The organism is Bartonella sp. AA23NXGY, assembly GCF_042197165.1.
Classification (GTDB): Bacteria; Pseudomonadota; Alphaproteobacteria; order Rhizobiales; family Rhizobiaceae; genus Bartonella.
This window is the reverse complement of the sequence record NZ_JBHIRO010000022.1, coordinates 1-19,620: the sequence shown is the minus strand read 5'-3', so window position 1 is coordinate 19,620 and position 19,620 is coordinate 1. Positions and strand designations below refer to the sequence as shown.

20 protein-coding genes and 1 pseudogene are annotated in these 19,620 nt (G+C 41.3%); 17 read left to right on the top strand and 4 right to left on the bottom strand.

What is annotated here, in order from left to right; all coding sequences use genetic code 11:
- Positions 1 to 391 precede the first annotated feature (391 nt).
- The gene (locus tag ACFINY_RS08560) at positions 392 to 907 is read left to right on the top strand and encodes a hypothetical protein (protein ID WP_375612483.1); all 516 of its coding nucleotides are present in this window, start codon (positions 392 to 394) and stop codon (positions 905 to 907) included.
- Between the two features lie 125 nt (positions 908 to 1,032).
- Here ACFINY_RS08560 and ACFINY_RS08555 read toward each other — a convergent pair whose 3' ends face one another.
- Complete coding sequence (locus ACFINY_RS08555; RefSeq protein WP_273756873.1) at positions 1,033 to 1,338, bottom strand: BrnA antitoxin family protein; 306 nt, start codon at positions 1,336 to 1,338, stop codon at positions 1,033 to 1,035.
- Positions 1,316 to 1,615 (bottom strand): BrnT family toxin, encoded by a 300-nt coding sequence (locus ACFINY_RS08550; protein ID WP_375612484.1) that lies wholly within the window; start codon positions 1,613 to 1,615, stop codon positions 1,316 to 1,318. The genes ACFINY_RS08555 and ACFINY_RS08550 overlap by 23 nt, the downstream gene beginning before the upstream one ends.
- Positions 1,616 to 1,809: 194 nt before the next feature.
- Here ACFINY_RS08550 and ssb point away from each other — a divergent pair, with 194 nt between their 5' ends.
- Positions 1,810 to 2,253: a single-stranded DNA-binding protein gene (ssb, locus tag ACFINY_RS08545; RefSeq protein WP_375612485.1), complete on the top strand. Its 444-nt coding sequence runs from the start codon at positions 1,810 to 1,812 to the stop codon at positions 2,251 to 2,253.
- Positions 2,254 to 2,305: 52 nt separating this feature from the next.
- Positions 2,306 to 2,800, top strand: coding sequence for a hypothetical protein (locus ACFINY_RS08540; RefSeq protein ID WP_375613681.1), 495 nt, complete (start codon positions 2,306 to 2,308; stop codon positions 2,798 to 2,800).
- 7 nt (positions 2,801 to 2,807) lie between these two features.
- Here the strand turns inward: ACFINY_RS08540 and ACFINY_RS08535 are convergent, their stop codons facing one another.
- Positions 2,808 to 3,512 carry a hypothetical protein gene (locus ACFINY_RS08535; RefSeq protein ID WP_273758872.1) on the bottom strand — a complete coding sequence of 235 codons (705 nt, stop codon included), beginning with the start codon at positions 3,510 to 3,512 and terminating at the stop codon, positions 2,808 to 2,810.
- A gap of 59 nt (positions 3,513 to 3,571) precedes the next feature.
- Positions 3,572 to 4,030: a hypothetical protein gene (locus tag ACFINY_RS08530; RefSeq protein WP_375612487.1), complete on the bottom strand. Its 459-nt coding sequence runs from the start codon at positions 4,028 to 4,030 to the stop codon at positions 3,572 to 3,574.
- Between the two features lie 297 nt (positions 4,031 to 4,327).
- Here ACFINY_RS08530 and ACFINY_RS08525 point away from each other — a divergent pair, with 297 nt between their 5' ends.
- From ACFINY_RS08525 to ACFINY_RS08460, 14 genes and pseudogenes are all read left to right on the top strand, one after another.
- Positions 4,328 to 4,642, top strand: coding sequence for a hypothetical protein (locus ACFINY_RS08525; RefSeq protein WP_375627273.1), 315 nt, complete (start codon positions 4,328 to 4,330; stop codon positions 4,640 to 4,642).
- Positions 4,623 to 5,948 carry a PBSX family phage terminase large subunit gene (locus ACFINY_RS08520; protein ID WP_375701002.1) on the top strand — a complete coding sequence of 442 codons (1,326 nt, stop codon included), beginning with the start codon at positions 4,623 to 4,625 and terminating at the stop codon, positions 5,946 to 5,948. Before ACFINY_RS08525 ends, ACFINY_RS08520 begins: the two co-directional genes overlap by 20 nt.
- Positions 5,933 to 7,987: a portal protein gene (locus ACFINY_RS08515; RefSeq protein ID WP_375701001.1), complete on the top strand. Its 2,055-nt coding sequence runs from the start codon at positions 5,933 to 5,935 to the stop codon at positions 7,985 to 7,987. Before ACFINY_RS08520 ends, ACFINY_RS08515 begins: the two co-directional genes overlap by 16 nt.
- A gap of 11 nt (positions 7,988 to 7,998) precedes the next feature.
- The gene (locus tag ACFINY_RS08510) at positions 7,999 to 8,910 is read left to right on the top strand and encodes a hypothetical protein (RefSeq protein ID WP_375630243.1); all 912 of its coding nucleotides are present in this window, start codon (positions 7,999 to 8,001) and stop codon (positions 8,908 to 8,910) included.
- 96 nt (positions 8,911 to 9,006) lie between these two features.
- Complete coding sequence (locus tag ACFINY_RS08505) at positions 9,007 to 10,149, top strand: N4-gp56 family major capsid protein (protein WP_375701000.1); 1,143 nt, start codon at positions 9,007 to 9,009, stop codon at positions 10,147 to 10,149.
- Between the two features lie 19 nt (positions 10,150 to 10,168).
- Positions 10,169 to 10,618 (top strand): hypothetical protein, encoded by a 450-nt coding sequence (locus ACFINY_RS08500; protein ID WP_375700999.1) that lies wholly within the window; start codon positions 10,169 to 10,171, stop codon positions 10,616 to 10,618.
- A gap of 72 nt (positions 10,619 to 10,690) precedes the next feature.
- Complete coding sequence (locus tag ACFINY_RS08495; RefSeq protein WP_375612494.1) at positions 10,691 to 11,389, top strand: hypothetical protein; 699 nt, start codon at positions 10,691 to 10,693, stop codon at positions 11,387 to 11,389.
- Entirely contained in the window at positions 11,389 to 12,846 is a 1,458-nt protein-coding gene (locus ACFINY_RS08490) for a hypothetical protein (RefSeq protein WP_375700998.1), read from the top strand. The genes ACFINY_RS08495 and ACFINY_RS08490 overlap by 1 nt, the downstream gene beginning before the upstream one ends.
- A gap of 41 nt (positions 12,847 to 12,887) precedes the next feature.
- Complete coding sequence (locus tag ACFINY_RS08485; RefSeq protein WP_375633757.1) at positions 12,888 to 13,271, top strand: hypothetical protein; 384 nt, start codon at positions 12,888 to 12,890, stop codon at positions 13,269 to 13,271.
- Position 13,272: 1 nt separating this feature from the next.
- The gene (locus tag ACFINY_RS08480; protein WP_375700997.1) at positions 13,273 to 14,328 is read left to right on the top strand and encodes a tail fiber domain-containing protein; all 1,056 of its coding nucleotides are present in this window, start codon (positions 13,273 to 13,275) and stop codon (positions 14,326 to 14,328) included.
- The gene (locus ACFINY_RS08475) at positions 14,328 to 16,091 is read left to right on the top strand and encodes a hypothetical protein (protein WP_375700996.1); all 1,764 of its coding nucleotides are present in this window, start codon (positions 14,328 to 14,330) and stop codon (positions 16,089 to 16,091) included. The genes ACFINY_RS08480 and ACFINY_RS08475 overlap by 1 nt, the downstream gene beginning before the upstream one ends.
- The gene (locus tag ACFINY_RS08470) at positions 16,084 to 18,288 is read left to right on the top strand and encodes a hypothetical protein (protein WP_375700995.1); all 2,205 of its coding nucleotides are present in this window, start codon (positions 16,084 to 16,086) and stop codon (positions 18,286 to 18,288) included. The genes ACFINY_RS08475 and ACFINY_RS08470 overlap by 8 nt, the downstream gene beginning before the upstream one ends.
- Positions 18,288 to 19,280, top strand: coding sequence for a transglycosylase SLT domain-containing protein (locus tag ACFINY_RS08465; RefSeq protein WP_375700994.1), 993 nt, complete (start codon positions 18,288 to 18,290; stop codon positions 19,278 to 19,280). Before ACFINY_RS08470 ends, ACFINY_RS08465 begins: the two co-directional genes overlap by 1 nt.
- Positions 19,273 to 19,620 (top strand): annotated as a pseudogene (locus ACFINY_RS08460) (phage tail protein); the annotation flags it as partial. The gene ACFINY_RS08465 and the pseudogene ACFINY_RS08460, both read left to right, overlap by 8 nt.

Sequence of the window (19,620 nt, the reverse complement as noted above, 5' to 3'; positions counted from 1 at the left end):
ATTATATTTGCCAGTTCCCAATGTTGCGACAGATCTTGCATTAAGACGATTCATAAGAACCATTTTTACTCCTTTCTGCTATAGTTTTTACCCACACGTCAGCCCCGCTTGTGGTGTGCAAGCAAGTGATATGAATTGATTCAAGATACACAGATTTAAGATGAGAGAATCTTACGTTATTCAGGGTTCTCATTCAATATGAATAACGCTAGATTATGATTATAAATCAATGCCTTGAACGCTTGTTCACAAGCAAGAGCTTGAAGAAACTTTAAATGGCATTGGTGGGATAATGAAACGCTTTGGTCCGCAGCAAACTAGTGAAAAGTGCTGATGATTTTACGATTAGGCATGTGTTTAAATCGATAAAAAGATACCGTAGGAAATAAATATGTTTACAGATAAGCAGCTAAGAGCCTTGTTTGGCATTATAACTTTTATATCTTTATGTTTTTTAGGAATTAAAAAAAATCCCTACTTTATTCAAAGTATTTTGACATTCGCATCTGTTTCTTTGGTAATAGTCACAGTGGTTTTTGCAATTTTATGCAATTCTCATATTCCTTTTGAGTTGCAGAACAATCCAAAATACAAACGCGGCAATACAACAGGTTGGAAGACATTAACACGTGATTTACAACAGTATATGCACAGACTTTTAAAGCTAATAAGTTTAGCGCTTGTCGTTTTAATTTTTCCAAATAGTTATAAAGAAACTGTTTCTTTACCTTTCATTTCTAAGTACGTGGAGTACAAGCTTTCTTTTCCATTGGATACTGTACTTTGGTACTCAGATATTGCTCTTTGGTATTCTTTTTTAGTTTGTGTATTTTTCCTTATGTTACGTACACGCAGTTTAATAAATATATCTATTTACACACTACAGTGCTCAGTTAAAAAGCTATAGTAAAATTTCCGATTTTATAAAACTGTTCAGATTACGTTGTCTCTTCTCAACGTTCATAGATGAGATCAACAAGGAGATAAAAAACTATCGAAAGCAGTTTGATACTCTTTGTAGCAGGAAAGAGATCAACGCATTGAACGAAGCATGGCGTCACGTAAAATTGCGTTAATCCGTGTTTGATATCCTTTCCCTTGACTTTTAAGCCACGCTAGAACGTCTGAATCCACACGTACTGTTGTGACAGTTTTGGTTGGTTTATAGAATGGATTGCGAACGGCGTTTTTCCAAAATGCATCATTGAGTGACGGAATATCACTATGATCAATTGCACTGTCCGGCATTGCAGCCAGCTTATCAACTTCAACTCTCTGTTTATCTGTCAAAGGTGATAAGTTACCTACATCAATTTCATAAAGAACTTTCTTCTTCATAACGTTTCCTTTCTTTCGAGTTAGCACGCCGCGCTGAAATAATACGGATTACTTCTATACCATCTTTATCATCATGGACAGTATGCGCCACGAGCAGCAGTAAAAAACCATCCACAAGACCCAAAGTTTGCCAACGATATTCTCCGTTTTCAATACGGTCTTGTTTAACCATGGCGAACGGGTCTGCAAAAACACGAGCAGCAATTTCAAAACTGACACGGTGCTTTCTAAGATTACTTTTCGCTTTAGCTTCATCCCATTCAAATCTTATTTTCATATCTTATGTTAATACATTTATGTATGTATTTCAAGAGTTTTAAATGAACACTGAACTATTTATGTTTTTTTGCATATTAAATATAATTTTATATGTTAAAAAACATAAATATCATTTTGAAATAATTGAAAAAATAAGCAAATCATGCTAAGATTTTCTATGTATTAAAGTACAAGTTTAAGGTAAGAAAAAACATGCTAAATAAAGTGACATTAATCGGGCGTTTAGGTGCTGATCCCGAAAGCAAAACAATGAATTCTGGAGCAGAAGTAGTCAATTTTCGTATGGCAACTTCTGAGAGCTATACAGATAAAAATACTCATCAAAAAGTAGAGAAAACTGAATGGCATTCAGTTGTGATTTTTAATCCACATTTGGCAAAAATTGCACTTCAGTATCTCAACAAAGGTTCAAAAGTTTACGTAGAAGGAAAATTACAGACACGCAAATGGCAAGATAAAAATGGGCATGACCGTTACACAACAGAGATTATTTTACCACAATTCAAAGGCGAGTTGTATTTGCTTGATGTAAAGAAAGATCAATCTGCCCCTTCATCTATTACTTCTCAAAATTATGCTATCGCTTCAGGTGCCGCTGATCATAGTGCATCTCTTAATGACAGCATACCATTTTGATTGAAAAATAGAGCAAAGAGAAACATGTGGGCTCCCACAGATTAGGGGATGTATGAAAAAGAAAGATGCTTACATTTCACAAGTGAAAGTACGTCAAGATCCTGTTAATCAATTGGCAATTGAAATGCGTGCTAAACGCTTCTGCTTGACCATAGAAGAGGCTAAAAATCCGCTTGCTGGTACTTATGTTGGGCGGCTTTGTTTGCAAGGTGTGCTTACTCAAGACCAGTATGATGCTGCGCAAAAATATCTTGAAGTGAAAAATGACTATTTGTGTGCAAAAGGTTTACCAAGCGCTGTTTATGACGAAATACCATCATCTTCTGATGACAAAGCAAGAGAAAAATGGGTTGAATTTGCAACAGAACAGTTTTCTAATATGCAAGAGGTGATAAAAGAAACACAACATCTCTATAGACAGTATAATCTTTATGCAGCAATACAATATATTGTTGTCGAAGACAAAACATTACCACATCTTGTGAATTCATTGCGGGTCGCTCTTAACGCGCTTCATAAATATTTTGACAGAAAAACTAAATGGTAAATGTTTGTTATAATGTTTCAAAGGCAGTTGATTGCTCTTCTGATATTTCGGCTATAAATACTGCGTGAGAAAAGCTAAATAATATATATACGAATAGCTCAAAGAATGCGATATAGAATACAATACCCATAGAGAGGTTTTCGCGAAACTGAATCCAGAGAAGCATTGTTTGTAGTAAAAATGAAACAGGTAGCGCTTGTATTCTATATTGGATTGGTGCCATACAGACTGTAAGGGGAAGAGTAAGCATTAAAATAATTGTCCCTAACAAATAAGGGGCAAAAGAGCGGGGGAAAAACGTAGCAATGATGTACCCTGTAGAAAACATAATTATAAAGGTAACCACTGCTGTGAAATAGGAGAGTGCCATAAGGCGTAAGAATAAAAATAAGCTGCGTTTAGCAAAACGAAAGTAATAATTTATCGTTTTTTCTCCGTTTTTTTTCTTAATCGCTTTATGTTCTCTAAATCTTTCTCGTTTTTCAATTATTTCGTTCCATTTGCTTTTATCCTTTGTAAAAGCATAATCGATAGTTTCTAACGTTGGCAGTATTATTGTTAATAGTATTTTTCCTACTAAATTTAGGAACTCTTTTAGAGTTTCAAGTATGCCCCCTAGAAATAATCCAATGCCGTAAATTACTAATATAATAATATCAATTAATATTGGGATTATTAAGATAAGGATTACAATTCCTATAATAAACCACATTTTCTCCCCCTTTTTATTAATCATTAATCATAGTATTGAATTTTTAATTGATTTTTTTCTCAACCAGATTCATTCTGTTTTTCCATTATCATTATCTGTTTCTGTTGTTGCCAAAGCTTTTCGTATAATTCCTCAATTATTTTCTCTTGTTCCTTAATCGCTTTGTAGTGTCTATCGACCATCCTACTGTTTTCCTTAACTGCTTCGTTTCGTTGTATAATCGCTTTATTAATTTTTTCATTCTCATAATCAAACGCCATCTGAGAGTATTCGACTAAGCGATCATGTTCAAAATTTGCTATTATTCCTAGGTAATTTCTCCAAGCAAACAACAAAATTGCTACTACTAATAAAGAGTTTCTTGAAAATTCAAGATACCAAAGCACCCCAAGTACTATGGCTAATAAAAGAGTACCTTGAAATTCTGTATTCCGACCATTCTCTGCTTCTTCCCGCATGTCAGAGACTATAGCCCATAGGATGAGTATACCCACTATTACTATGACAATATCACGCATTGTTCTCCCCCGCTTTTTATTAGTTTCTAGTCATATAATTGATTCGTTTAGATGATACAATTGTGAGTGGTTGGTTGTTAAAGACACTAGATTTAGGTAAAAAAATAAAAAATATACAATATCGTGATTTTTTTGTTGACAGGATATGAAAAATAGTGTTTTATGGCGTTGCTGTACTAGTCGAATTGTGTCTAGAATTACGGTAAAGGTATAACCTTTCTTATAAGTTTATATGATTGTTCAGAGCCCTGCTTTTGCGGGGTTTTTTTATTGTCTTGTTTACAAAAAGAAACACACATGAAAACCACTGAAAAACTTGCAAAAAAAACGCCCCCAAAGGCAGGTCAAGGGCGAGTAAAAGGTGTGCCAAATAAAACGACACGTATTTTGAAAGAAGCAGTGCTTAAGGCAGCTGAGCGCGCTGGTAAGAAATATGGTGATGATGGTTTGATCTCTTATCTAGAAAAACAGGCAATCAAATGCCCCGCTGCTTATTTGGCATTGTTGGGAAAGATTTTGCCTCTTCAAGTGACAGGGGAAGATGGGGGCGCCATTAAGATGATAACGCGTGTAGAAATCGCGCCTTTGGTCAATGACGACACGACAGATTAATATTGTTCCAAAGCTTATACCGATTTTTACAGGTAAGGCTTTGGTGCGTGCTGCTTGGGGAGGAAGAGGGTCTGGAAAGACAAGATCATTTGCCTTGATGGCTGCTTTAAAAGGCTATCAATTTGGTATGGGAGGGATATCAGGCACTATACTTTGTGCACGTCAGTTTCAGAATTCGCTAGTAGAGAGTTCATTGGAGGAGATTAAGCGCGCCATTGAAGCGCACGACTTTTTAAAGGACTATTACAAGGTTGGGGAGTCGTCGATTAAATCGATAGATGGTCGTATAGCCTTTCAGTTTTCTGGACTAGACCGTAATATTGCCAGTATCAAATCCATGGGGCGTATTTTGCTTTGTTGGGTTGATGAAGCAGAGCCGGTTACAGAGACGGCTTGGCAGACGCTTATACCGACTTTGCGAGAAGAGGGAGAGGGGTGGCGAGCAGAGTTATGGGTCACATGGAACCCGTTGCGAGAGAATGCACCCGTTGAGAAGCGGTTTCGCTTTTCAGACAATGAGGCAATTAAGCGTGTTGAGATCAACTGGTCAGACAATCCGAAGTTTCCCAAGATCTTGAATGAAGCACGATTGGATGATCTGAGAAACCGTCCAGAGACCTATAAGCATATCTGGGAAGGGGATTATCTGAAAGCGGTTCAAGGTGCTTATTATCAAAAGGAAATGTTGGCAGCCGAGCAAGAGGGGCGGATAGGGCGTGTTGCGCGTGACCCTTTAATGCAGATACGGGCTTTTTGGGACATTGGGGGTACGGGCGCCAAGGCAGATGCAACAGCGATATGGATAGCACAGTTTGTGGGACGAGAAATCAGAGTGCTTAATTATTACGAAGCACAGGGGCAGCCTTTATCGGAACATATCGGTTGGTTGCGTCAAAATGGTTATGAGAAGGCATTGATGGTTTTGCCCCATGATGGTGCGACCAGAGACCGTGTGCACAATGTGAGTTTTGAGAGTGCTTTAAATGATGCGGGTTTTGAAACGCAAGTGATCCCTAATCAAGGGGCAGGGGCGGTTAAGATGCGTATAGAGGCGGTGCGGCGTATTTTGCCGTCTGTTTGGTTTAATGAAGAGATGACGGTAGCAGGGCGCAAAGCACTGAATTGGTATCATGAGAAATGGGATGAGAAGCGCGGCATTGGTTTGGGAGCAGAGCATGATTGGTCGAGCCATGGGGCGGATGCCTTTGGTTTAATGTGCATTGTCTATGAAGCACCCAGTGTCAAACCCAAGCAAGAGCGTTATTGCACTATGGAAAGAGAAGCGGCATCATGGATGGCATTCTAGATCAAGACTTTCAAAAAACGACAATCCTCGATGAATATGAACTCTATAAGCGTTTAAAGTCTTGGTACGCAGAAGATATTGAACATGTTAATGAATGGCGTGAACAGGCGCGTGAAGATTTTGATTTTTATAATGGTCGTCAATGGGCAGAGGAAGATCTTGCGGTTTTAAAAGAGCAACGCCGTCCTGTCATGACTTTTAACCGCATTGCACCCCTTGTGAATGCTATTGTTGGGGCGGAGCGTAATAATAAGCGCGAAGTACAGTTTCAACCACGGCAAATGGGAGCGGCAATACCCAATGAATTGCTTACTGGAGCAGCAGAATGGTTTCGTGATGAGGCAGAGGCGGAATATGCCGATTCCGATGCTTTTCAGGATATGGTTATTTGCGGTATGGGCTGGACAGATACGCGGCTTGATTATGATACAGATCCCGAAGGGATACCTGCTGTTCAACGTTTAGATCCCTTAAAAATGGTTTGGGATGCCAATGCTGTAAGACCAAATCTCATTGACGCACAGCGTATGTGGTATGTTGATCGCAAATCCGTTGAGGATGCTAAAAGTCTTTTTCCTGATGTTGCTGTTGAAGATCTTAACGCCGATTGGGCTATCGATAGTACAACCGATTCTGAGGATTCTCATGTGTCGCTTGATGCGTATCAAGATGACTCCAATGCGACTTCTCTCTCAGATCCGTATTCTGGGAAATGCTATGTTACGCTGGTTGAATGCCGTTGGTTTGAATATGAGACCACTTACAAGGCGCCTGATCTTCAAACCGGACAGATGCGCAACTATAGCAAACAGGAGTTTGAACAGCTTCAAAGGGTAATGCCACAATTACAAGGGGTGTGTTTTAATAAAAAAGTGGTGAGACGCGCTTTTCTAGGACGACGTCTTTTAGCAAAGCCCGATAAGCCATTAGCACCTGATGGGCAACTTGGGTGGGAGTGTATCACGGGCACGCTGGATAAGCTTAAAAACCAGTTTTACGGGATTGTTCGCCCCGCAAAAGATCCACAAAAATGGTCGAATAAATATTTTAGCCAAGTGATGTATATCCTTAATAGCCAGTCTAAGGGCGGCTTGATGGCAGAACGAGACGCTTTCGATGATGATCGCCAAGCCATGGAAAGCTGGGCGCGAACGGATACGATTACTTGGGTTAAAAATGGCGCGCTTACAGGAGGGAAAATTCAACCAAAGCCAAGTGCACAATTTCCCAATGGATTTTTCCAGCTGTTTAATGAATCGCGTGAAGCGATAACGCATGTAACAGGGTTATCGGCTGAGTTTATCGGAACACGGGAGGTCAACCAAGCCAATGTGTTGGAAAATACACGCCGGCAATCAACGCTTAATTTGCTTGCGGGGCTGTTTGATAATCTCAAGCTTTATCGGTGTAGGCAGGGAAAGATTATCCTTTATCTTATCCAGAATTATCTCTCTGATGGGCGTCTGGTACGTATTTCTGGACAAGAGAATGCCCAATATGTGCCGTTGACGCGTGAAGCTGTTACGACGCTTGAGTATGACATTATTGTTGATGATTCACCGACAAGCCCCAATGAAAAAGAGAAAACTTTTGCAGCAATTACGCAGATGTTGCCGCTGCTTGGTGGTTTCTTAACACCGGAGATGATTCCAGATCTTTTAAAGCTTTCCCCACTACCGGCAACATTGGTAGCAAATTTAACGGCAAAAGCACAGCAGGCACAACAAGAACAGCAGCAACAGCAGATGATGCAACAAAGCCAAGGAGCACAATTAACTCCAGAGCAACAAGCAAAGATTGCTGTTTTACAGCAAGAAGCGCAAGCAAAGAGCACACTCTATCAACTTGATGCGCAGCAGAAACAAACGGCATTGCAGCAGAAAAATATCGAACTTTTCTTGAAACAAGAACAAGCGCGTATGCAGCTCGAACTTCAACAGGCAAAAAATGAGATAGCGCAGCGTGACTTAGAACGCAAAGCTTTACAGGCACAGTTGGAACACTATCGAGTTTTGACAAAAAATATAATAACACATTGAAGGGACAGAATATGGAAGAAGAGTTTACGCCTGAAGAACAAGCAATCTATGATGAACATTTTGCCAGTGATAATGTTGTTGAGTTGGTCGAGCCAGAACAAGTTGAGGAAGTTGTTGATGCAGAGGAAAGTTCTGAACAACCAGCTGTAGAACCACTTCAAGAGCAGCCAAATTCTGATGTAATAGAATCTGATAAACTAGAGCAAGAGCGGCAAGCACGCCAAAAGGCAGAACAAAGCGCCATTGAAGCGCGTGAATTGGCTATTGAACTTGCGCAAAAATATGCCGCAATGCAGGAAGAAATCACGCGCCGCCGTGAGGAAAATGTTCCCTCCCTAGAAGACGACCCACAAGCACATGTTGCATGGCTTAGTCATAAGGTACAGGAACAACAGAAATTGCTTGATGAGTTTTCTCATATGAGAGAGAGCCAAGAGCGCATGAGTCAAGAGGAATATGAACGCCAAAAGTTGGGGGATTATTTCGAGGAAGCCAAAGCGCAAGTACAAGATAAATATCCAGATTTAGACAGTATCACGGACTATCTCTATGAAAGAGCAGACAGTGTCTTACAAGCGCAAGCAAGCCTTTATCCACAATGGAAAGACCCAGAGGCACGGCAACAACAAATTGGTGCTGAATTGCGCCAAATATGCCAGCAGTGTCAGAAAGCCGGTATAAATCCAATTGAGGTGCTGGTGCAAAAAGCAAAAGCTTTTGGCTATAGTGGCGCGCCCGTTAAGGACGAAGTAGGAGCTCTTCAAGAGCGTTCTCAAGCAGCGCGGACGCTTACAGCGCGCGGCGGACAAGTTCCAACAGGCGGTATGGATGTGAGAACGCTCTTTTCCATGCCAGAAGCCGAATTTGCTGTATGGGTTGAGAAAAATCCCGAAAAATTTGAACAAATTATGAGCAGAGCGTGAGATGTGCGTGGTGACGCAACAGAGAGAACCAAGTGATTGTTATCGTTTGGGGGTGCCGCAAGGCGAGTTTTAAAACCAAGAAAGGCATTGATTGAAATGGCAGTAACACAGGTAAATCTTAATGACCCATTAGCCGTTGGCGTTTGGGCTAAGATGCTAAACACAGAAACTTCAAAAGCGTTGCCCATTGCACCGCTGATGGGAAAAGGAAAAAACAGCATTATTCAAGTATTGGATATGCTAGGAAAATCCGCTGGTGACTCTGTGACGAGCGGATTAAGAGTCCAACTTATGGGGGATGGCGTTAGCGAGGGACAAACGCTGGAAGGCAATGAAGAAGCCCTCCAATTTATGAATGAAACGGTGCGTATTAACGAGCTTTCTCATGCTGTACGCGTAAAATATGAAGGCACCATTGATCAACAACGTGTTTTATTTAATTTACGAACAGAAGCAAAAGATGGGCTTGTTGATTGGTATGCAGATCGCTTAAGTTTGATGTTCTTCATTCAGGCAGCAGGTTATACAGCACCATGGATTCACTTCGAGGGACGCACCATAACCCTTAAACCCGTACACTATGGTTTTAATGCTCCATTAGAGCCAAGCAAATTGCGTATTATTCGTGCCAATAAGAAAAAGACTGATGAAGAACTTACAAAAGACGATGTTTTTACATTAGATCTTATAGATCGGGCTGTTGAACGCGCAAAACTTGCTAATCCACGTTTGCGTCCGGTTCGTGTTGATGGAAAATCGGCATATGTGATGTATCTCCACCCAACACAGGTAACTCAATTGCGTACCAATACAAAGAGCGGGCAATGGTTAGACATTACCAAGGCAGCTTATGATGGCTCTGGAGCTAAGAACCCAATTTTTGATGGCTCTCTGGGGATGTATAATGGAGTTATCTTACGTGAAGCTGAACATGTCCCCAATGGTATCAATTCAAAGACACAAGAGCCTGTTCCCTCTGTTCGTCGTGCTGTGTTGCTTGGTGCGCAAAGTATCATCATGGCTTATGGGCGCGTTGGCAATGGAGCAACAGGAGGCGATGGGAAAGGGGGAACACGCTATAAACTTGTTGAAGAACTGTTTGATTATCAACGTGAATTTGGGGTTGCAGCTAAAACCATTATCGGCATGAAAAAATCACGCTACACCTTGCCTCATTCTGATCAAGGGGGACAGGATTTTGGTACCATTGTCATCCCTTCTTTTGCCGAAGCAAGCTAATTATTAAAGGATGACAATTATGGCAGAAAAATCGCTAATTACACAGGAACCTGTTGAGACCGTTGAGACTGTTGAAACTGTTGAGATGACAGATGAGGGATTGCCACCTGTTTTGCAGGGACGTAACAACTCTACGCAGCAGGTTAGTTTTTTACGGGCGCGTGTTAAATGTACAGATCAAGGGTTGATAACAAAAATTGGCGTTCTACCCCGAGGGGCTTTTATAAAAAGTATTACAGCTTATACCATGGAGGATTTTGAAGATGTAACAGCTACATTTGGAAAAGAGCCTCATGGTAATGATTATGGAGATGTAGGGCTTCGGCAATCTACCGATGGCAATCTGTACCTCCCTATGGAGGAACGAGATGTTCCATTAGAAGCTGAAAGTACGATTTACATGACACGAGACAAGAAAAGCACCAAAGGTGATGCTGAGGTGATTGTTGAGTTTTACACTAATCGTTAAAGGCAAGGGGGCGTTTATTGCTTGCGTCCCCCTCCTATACAAGATGCCCCAATACATTTGGAAGAGGCTGATATGACAATAATAGTACAGACAGGTGGTCCGATTGGAGACAAACAGACCATTGCTCCTTGGGATAAAAATTTTATCCAGATGTTAAACGATATTCAGGATGAAATAGATGATCAAACAGATGAGTATGTTGATCAAGTGCAAAGGGCGATATTTTCGGCTATTCGCTTTTGTGAACGATTGCCTTTTTATTTCAATGAAAGCCGCGAAGTTGTTTTTACCACTCTAAAGGGCAAAAGCCGTTATGGCGCAGAGGAAAATCCAGTTATTCCGGCTGCTGTTCGCATTGTTGATGCTTACGTTTATGAAGATAATCACAGCAAAGCAAAGCTTTTGCAGGTAGATCCTCTTGTTATTGAGAATCTTGAGGATGATTGTAGCCATGGCATGCCTACACGCTATGCTTATTTTGAACAAAAGCTTGTCTTGTATCCAACACCAGAGCGCGTTTATTCTATCAGGCTTATTCTTGACCCTGTAAGAATAAAAGATATTGAGAGTGCACAAGAAGCGTCCATATGGTTTTTAGAAGCCTATGAACTGATCAAAACGCGTGCAAAATATGAAATTTATACCAATATTATTAAAGAACCACAGATGGCAGCGGCAGCTTTTGCCATGTTTCAAGAGCAACTCGATGCGCTTCAAATTGAAACATCACGGCGCAAGAATTTGTTAAAAATTCAACACACGGATTTCTGATGACCTTTATTCCTATTGCTGAGTATAGACCAGATGTTGCATTTATTAATAGTGGTTATTCTAGTGAGATCGTGAACGTTTTACCTGCACCAAATTCGTATATTCCGTTTCCTATTGTGGCGCCGGTCTCAGATCCTTTTCCGGATGTGATTTTGGGGGTCTATGCGGTGCGCTCATTGGGTGGTGTTCGCATCATTGTGGGGGCACCAACAAAACTTTATGAATATGACAACAGCACGCGCGGCTGGAAAGACATTAGCAAACCTTACACACAATATCACGCCAATGAGACTGCACCTTGGTCTTTTGCCTCCTTTGGTGATCATATCATTGCTGTTAATAGCAATGATCCACCACAAATGCTTTCGTTAAAAACGGATGAAAGGTTTTGTGATTTGAGTGGTAATCCCCCGCGTGCTGGACTTGTGCGTGTGTGGGGTGATTTTGTTTGCCTGATGCAATTAACAGATAAGCCAAACCGTGTTCAGTGGTCCGGTTTGAATGATGCGACACATTGGACGGTTGGGGAGAAAAGTTGCGATTATCAAGATTTTCCCGATGGAGAATATGTTCAAGGGTCTACGGAATCAACAAATCCACTTATTTTCATGCGCTCCGCCATTTATCATGCAACCTTTGTACCAGGCTCTAAAATTATATTCAGTTTTGCAAAAATAAAAGACAAAATAGGGGCGAAAAGCAGCACAGCAATTGCAAGCCGTGGAGACTGTACTTTCTTTGTCTCTGATGATGGTTTTTATCAAATCAACAGTGCTGGTGAAATGCTCCCTATAGGCTTTGGTAAAGTCGATAAAACCATCTTCACACTTTACAATAATTTTGCCATTGATGAGATGAGGGCATGTATTGATCCGGTCTATTCTCGTGTTTATTTTTCTATCAATGATAACACTGAAGGTATGCATATTTATGTTTATGATTGGCTCTTGCAAATATGGAGTGTCATTAAGGGGCAGAACCTTCTCTTATTTCCCCTCTTTGCTGCTGGTTATACATTAGAAGGCTTAGACGAAGTACAAGAGAGCTTGAAAGATTTACCAGCTTCTCTTGATAGTAAAATGTGGCAAAATGGTGCACCTGTTTTGGGAGCCTTTACGCCAGACAACACATTTGGTTTTTTTGCAGGTCCTCCGATGGAAGCAGTTATTGCTTCACAAATTGTGGGGGATACGGGCAGGCAAATCAACCTGATGAGTGAGGCTTTTGTTCAAGCGGATACCACAAATGGTTTTTTAAGTGTTGGAGCGGCTTTTATCATTGATAATAGAAATCAATTAAATTGGGCGAAAGAGCGTTATGCCGGCTATAATATTGGGATGTATAATATCCGCTCACGGGCGCGTTATCACGCTTTGCGTCTGAGAATACCAGAAGGCACGCCATGGACACATATAACAGGCTTTGATGTAACGCTCAAACCCGCGGGCATAAGATGAATTTTAAGATCTATAATACAGAAAAATGGAGTGCTGAACAAATGGCGCCCTATTTTGACAATGTCATAAAATCGATAGCTTATTTTAATCAAAAATTCCCTGATGATTATAATACAGAGACCATTTTAAATGATATCTTGAAGGGAGAAAAAGTTCTTTGGATTATCGTTGATGCGCATGAAAACTTTATGGCGCATGTCACAACACAGTTACAAGAACTCGTCACTGGAGCATTAAGGGCGGTTGTTGTCACGCTTGGTGGAAAGGGAGGAGCACCCTTAACAAAGCTTATCACTCAGATTGAAGCTTATTACAAGGAAAAAGGGGCAAAAGAGCTTGTCATCATAGGCAGGCGAGGGTGGGAAAAATCTCTTAAATCGCATGGATATTTCGTTAATCTTTTAGAATATAGAAAGCAGCTTTAACATGGGAAAAAGTTCAAAACCAATTCAGACAACGCAAAATACCACGCAAACAAATGCACCCCCTGCATGGGCAAAAGGTATTTTTGAACACGCAGCTCAAGATGCCATGACTTTTTATAACCAAGGCAGCGGAAAAGCCGTTTATGACGGGCAGCGTGTTGCGGGTTTAAGTGATCAAACAAAGAATGCGATTAATGGGCTTAGCAATAATACGCATAACTATGATAACAACACTTTAAATGGATTAGCCACAGGGCAAAATTCAACAAGCCAAAACTTAAAGAACATGGCTTCAGGGCAACAAATAGGCAATAACCCTTACTTTGATGAAGCGCTTCAAAACACATTAAATAAGGCAACAAGCTCTATTAATAGTTCATTGGCAGGTGCTGGGCGTTATGGTTCTGGGGCGCATACTGGGGTTTTGGCTGATGAATTGGGGGGCATAGCAACACAAGCTTTATCACAGCAATATAACCAAGATGTCAACAACATGATGAATGCCAATGGTCTCATTGACCAAGCAAACCAAAATCAGTTGGCGGGCGCCAATAACTTCTTTCAAGGTCAAGGTCAGGCAAATCTTAATGCGTTGACGGGAGGGAGTGTACTTGATGCCAATCATCAACGGCAATTAGATGAAGAGCGGCAAAAATGGGAGCAGCAGAACAATCTTGATTGGGACCAGTTAAGTAAGTTGCTTGCAGCTGGTGGGGCTGTTGCTGGAAATTATGGAACGCGAACAGGACAAATGACGACATTGACTCCACAGCCAAAACCTAATCCGTGGGAGATTGTTGGAAATGTTGGAACTATCCTTGGTACTTTTGCTGGGCTTAGTGATATCAGAGCAAAAGAAAACATCAGAGAAGCTGGGCAGAGAAATGGCTATAAACTCTATGAATACAACTACAAGGGGCACCCAGAGCGCTATCGCGGGGTGATGGCACAGGATGTTTTGAAGTCAAAGCCAGAAGCTGTTTTCTTGCATAAGGCGACAGGTTTTTTGCATGTGGATTATAGCAAGCTTGGCTTTGAGATGGAAAGGGTGCAGTGATGTTTTGGCGAGAAGAATTAAATGCATTAGAGCGTGAAAAAGCTTATAGAAAGCGTAAAGCGTTGGAACTTGCTGCTTTTAGCACAAACTCTTTTGATGTGAGCAATGGGGATAATACTCCACAAAAATTGAGTCCTACAGAGCTTATTCGTGGTTCTCAAACAGGGACAGAACAAGCTGGGAAAAAAACGCCAGCAGAATTGATTATGTCTACAGATGATTTAAAGCGCCAAATGCCTCCATTGCCGGATGTTTCAAAGGATACTGTTAAGGTACAAGAGGCGCCAGAGCAACAAAAGTATGACTTCTCAGATCAGGGAGGTGTTGCATCAATGATTCCTCAATCTCCACTCGTTGCGAACATTGATCAGTCTAATGGGGATGAAGCTGGTCGACAGCAAAAAGATGTGATGGATTATATTGCTCAACTTAATGAGAAATCTATAGCGGAAAACTCTTTGAAAAACGATTCTGGAAATGATGAGGAAAAGCTTTTTGATGCACCTATAGGAGAAGAAAAACATTTGAATGCACACTTACCAGAAGAGGAGCATTTAAAAGCAAGTGGTGATCTTGAACAAAAAACAGATTATATCAAGTCACTTGATAACTTTGTTCAGACAGGAGCAAATCCAAGTAGCTTATGGAAGCGTTTTAGAAAATCAGAATTTTCCGAGCATCTCATGGATTTTTTTGCGGGGTTAGCATCAGGAAAAACACCGCAAGAAAGCTTTTCAAATGCGGCGCTTGTTATGCGGCAGGGCAATAATGTACGTGCTCAAAATAGACCAATTTTTGAGTTTTTACGCTCTAAAGGATACGATGATAAAGACGCACAAGCAATCATGCAATATCCAGATCTTGCCATGAAAGTTATAGGCAACACGTTAAGCCCTCAAGAAGGCTATAGAACATTGACATCAGAAGAAAAGGCAGAGCAAGGATTGCCTGAGGATATGACTTTCCAAGTCTCAACAAGCACAGGGAAAATTATCCCAGTCCAAGGGGGACAACGTTCCACTGCTTCTGGATTAGGGGGAAATACTGATGGCATGCTGTCAAAGCCTGAAGCAGGTTATATGCTTATTAAGGATGAAAATGCCCCTCATGGTATACGTGCGATGCCAATTGCAGGCAGTGGTGCAGAACATAAATTAATTCAAGAACAGAAAGAGGAGGAGCGTAAAGAACAGCAAGTGAAAATGCAAATTCTGGATACAGCAGACCGGTCAAATCGTATACTCTCGTCATCTAAAGAATTGCTAAAAATTGTTGAGGAACACCCGCATGTTGTTGGTTTCACGGGTTCTATAATGTCGTTCCTTCCTAATTCTAAGGCAAAAGATTTTGGGCATATGCTCGATTCATTGAAGGCAAGTATCGGGCTTGATGCCTTGAGAAAAGCAAAAGCATTTTCACCAAATGGCGCATCTGGCTTTGGGAATTTGTCTAATATGGAATTGCAAGCATTGCAAAACTCTGTAGCGGCGTTGTATCAAGATCTTTCTGCAGAGCAAATGAAGAAATCTTTAAAAACAGTTATTGACACTTTCAATAAATCCAATGCAGCAACGCGCGCAATTCTTTTTGGTGGTGCAGAAGCAACAAACGAGCTCGTTCGAGCCGCCTATGGGCAAGATGCTTATAAGGGAAATCATGCACAGTCAAATGATCCACTAGAAAAACAGATAGAAGCATTGCCGGAAGGCATGTTGTTCGTTGATAGAGATGGACGCATTAAGGAGAAACAAACCAATGGCTGAAGTAATCCCCTCTCTTATTAATCGTAAAAACACAAGAGTCATTGGGCATATAAGTGACTATACACCAGAACAGCTTCAAGAGCTTTTCGCGAAGAATAAGGAAAGGCTAAGTGGTTCTGTTACAGGAAATAATGGTGCAACAGAGGAAGATGGTCCACATCCAAGTGTTGCGGGTGCTTTTGGATGGGGAGCTCTTCACGGGTTAACTATGGGCTATGATGATGAAATAGCCGGAATATCAGAAGCGGGTCCTATTGCTTATTGGACGGGAGATAAAGAGGCAGTCAAAAAATATAATGAAGTAACAAAGCGATGGCGTGACTATCAAAGAGCGGCGAACCGAGATCAGTTTTATCTATCTCTTGCGGGGAATTTAGCGGGTGCTGCGGCACCCGTAATTGCTTCTGCTCTCTTTCCACCCGCGGCAGGTGCTACTGCGGCTGCTCGTGCGGCAATTGGGGCTGATGTTGTGCTGGGAGGTAGAGCTGGTGTTGCAGGAGCACAAATAACCAGTAAAGCTTTAGCAGCAGGAGAAAGGGCGGTGCAATCTGCTTTAGCAGAGGGTGCGGAACGGGCAGCGGCAAAAGCTGCAGGTGAAGCAGCAATGAAAGCAGTAGCAAGTAAAGAGGCGGCAAAATTTAGCTTGGGGCGTGCAGCAAAAACTGGAGCCATTTATGGTGGAATAGCAGGCAGTGGTGAAGGGGAAGGGCTTGCAGATACTCTAATGTCTGCTGGGTTTGGTGCAGGGCTAGGCGTTGCAACACCATTTGTTGCCAGTGGCGTATCAAAAGTGACACCTTTTGTGACAAAATCACTTAAAGCAGCATTGAGAGGACCTATAAGCCCAGCTGAAATGGCAGCAAAAGCAGCGCTAATGCCAGAAAAAGAAGCATTTCAGGTAAGCGATAGAGCGCTTAGGGATGTAAGCCAAACTTTAGGGGATGAAGGTGTTGATAAGCTTGAAAGGGCATTAAAACAGCGAGGTCCTGATTCAATGATTATTGATCTTCATGATGGGCTTGCTAAAAGAGCTTTTAAGGCAGCAAAAAAAGACCATGATACATATTCGCTCATAAGTAATCGTTTGAATGAAAGGCAAGATGCGAGTGCACTGCGGGTAAAGGATGCGTTGACAGATGTGATGGGTCCAAAAGTAGATACGCTTAATTTAAAGCAAGAGATTATCAAACAAGCACAGAACAAGGCTGAACCATTTTATGAGAGGGCGAAAGCTTCTCCTATTTCTAATGCTGTCAGTAAAGATTTATCGCGGTTGCAAGAAATTCCTGCCTTCCAAAAAGCCTATAAAAAAGCAATTGCGCGAATGCCAAATGAAGCGGATGCAACAGTTATAGGGAGCAATGGATATCCAAAGCTGAATATGCGAATTTTACATAAGATGAAAGAGGTTTTGGATGATCAAATTAAGTCTGCACGTATCAAAGGAAAATGGGGATATGCTCGAGATTTGACTGATTTCAAACAACGCATTCTGGACGTTTTGGATACATCATCTCCAGAATATATTAAGGCACGGAAAATTTATTATGACGAGCGTACTATCGGTAATGCTTTGGAGCAAGGAAAAAAAGCACTGAATAAGAGTGTTGATCTTGATACAATCAACAGACAACTTTCAGATTTGGGGTTGATGGAAAAAGAGGCTTTTCAAAAAGGTGTACGGTCACAAATAGAAACTGCGGCAGGCAATGCACAGAATTTTGACCACAATCTTTTGAGTTTGTTTGACACAAAAAATGGTCAAGAAAAATTACAGCGTATTTTTGGTGAGGATAAAGCCAAGCAACTTATGAAAGTGTTGCAACCAGAAGTGGAAAGAACAAAGCTTTTTGCACGATTGCCAAACCATATAGGTGAAGTGGAAGAGAGGGGGGCACAACAGACTATGGGTATAGGAAAGATTGCTTTCATCAAGGCAGTTGTAAAAAATTTCGCAAGAGAATTTGTACGCAAACTCTCAAGCGTCCATAAAGATACTGAGAGAGATATTGCAGCGCTTATAACAGCGCGGGAAAAAGGAGATTTTGGATTAGCAAGGGAAAAAGCTGTTGAATTAATTAAGAAGTTTCATGAAGCAGAAAAGAAACGCTTAATAACCAAAGAAGATCACACAAAATTCATTAATTTTGTTGGCATTATTTTGAATAGCAGCGTTGATAGAACGGTTATAAACTAATGATCAATTTTCTTCCTAAAGTGAAGCGTGCTATCTCACAGGCAGCACAAAAATATGGTTTACCAGAAAGCTTTCTTGAACGTGTTGCTATGATAGAAAGTAATGGTAATCCAAATGCAAAAAATAAGAACAGCAGTGCAGGGGGGCTGTATCAATTTCTCGATTCAACAGCAAAACACTATCAACTGAATGACAAGTTTGATCCCTTTCAAGCAACCGATGCTATGGCACGGTTAACGAAGGATAATACGCGTTATTTAGTCACAGCATTAGGCAGAGAGCCATCAGAGGCAGAGCTTTACCTCGCACACCAACAAGGACCAGCAGGGGCAGTAAAGCTTATCAAAAATCCACATATTCCAGCAAGCCAGCTTTTAGGTCGACAGGCAGTCACACTCAATGGTGGCAATATGGAAGCTACAGCAGGGGATTTTATGAATCATATTTATGGGCTTTACAATAAAACGGGAGATGCTTTGAAGAGAACGATACAGAAAAACCAAAGCAATGGACAAGCAGCACCAAACGAGGTGGGTCCTTTGCGTGGGTTTGAGAGGCTTCAAAAGACACTTCAAGGTAATCAAGTGGGTCAAGGTGATCAAGGGGGCAACCAATTGATGGCATATGACACGCCATTCCCAAACAGAATGATGGCACCTGAAAGCAGAGACAATTTAACAGGACAGATTATGGAAACCACACCATTGCAAGCACAAGGTATTGATGCAGGTGCTCTTAAAAAGGGCTTTTCCGGTTTGCTTCATTTAATGAGAGAGAATGGAGAACGACAAAAACAGCAGGCACAGATGGTACAGCAACAAATGTTACAGCAACCAGTCATGGCGGGTTTCTCACAATCAACTGGGGGACCGACAGATTTAACACCTCTTATTGATCCTTCTAGGCGGCAATCTGTTGGTTCCTATGGGCGGCAAAAAGAAGAGCAATTGCGCGAAGAGCTATTAAGAAGAACGGGGGCTTATCATGTCTGATATTTATGACTGGTCACTCACAGCTGATCAAAATGCGAATTCCGATAGTATCATTAATTGGGCAGAAGGGCAGCCGCCTAGTTCTGTTAATGATAGTGCGCGGGTCATGATGCAGCGTATACGTGAATATCTTGCCGATAATGGTGGTTCTCTTGACTCAAAGTTTATTGTGAATGGAAAGGAACAAACAACATCAATCACGTTGACGACGGTGTCGCCGATAGCGAAATATAAAAACGATATCATTATCCGCTTTAAGGCGCGTGGTATAAATATTGGTACGACAACAATAAACATGAATAATATAGGAGCAAAGCCACTCTATAAAGCCACCAGCACG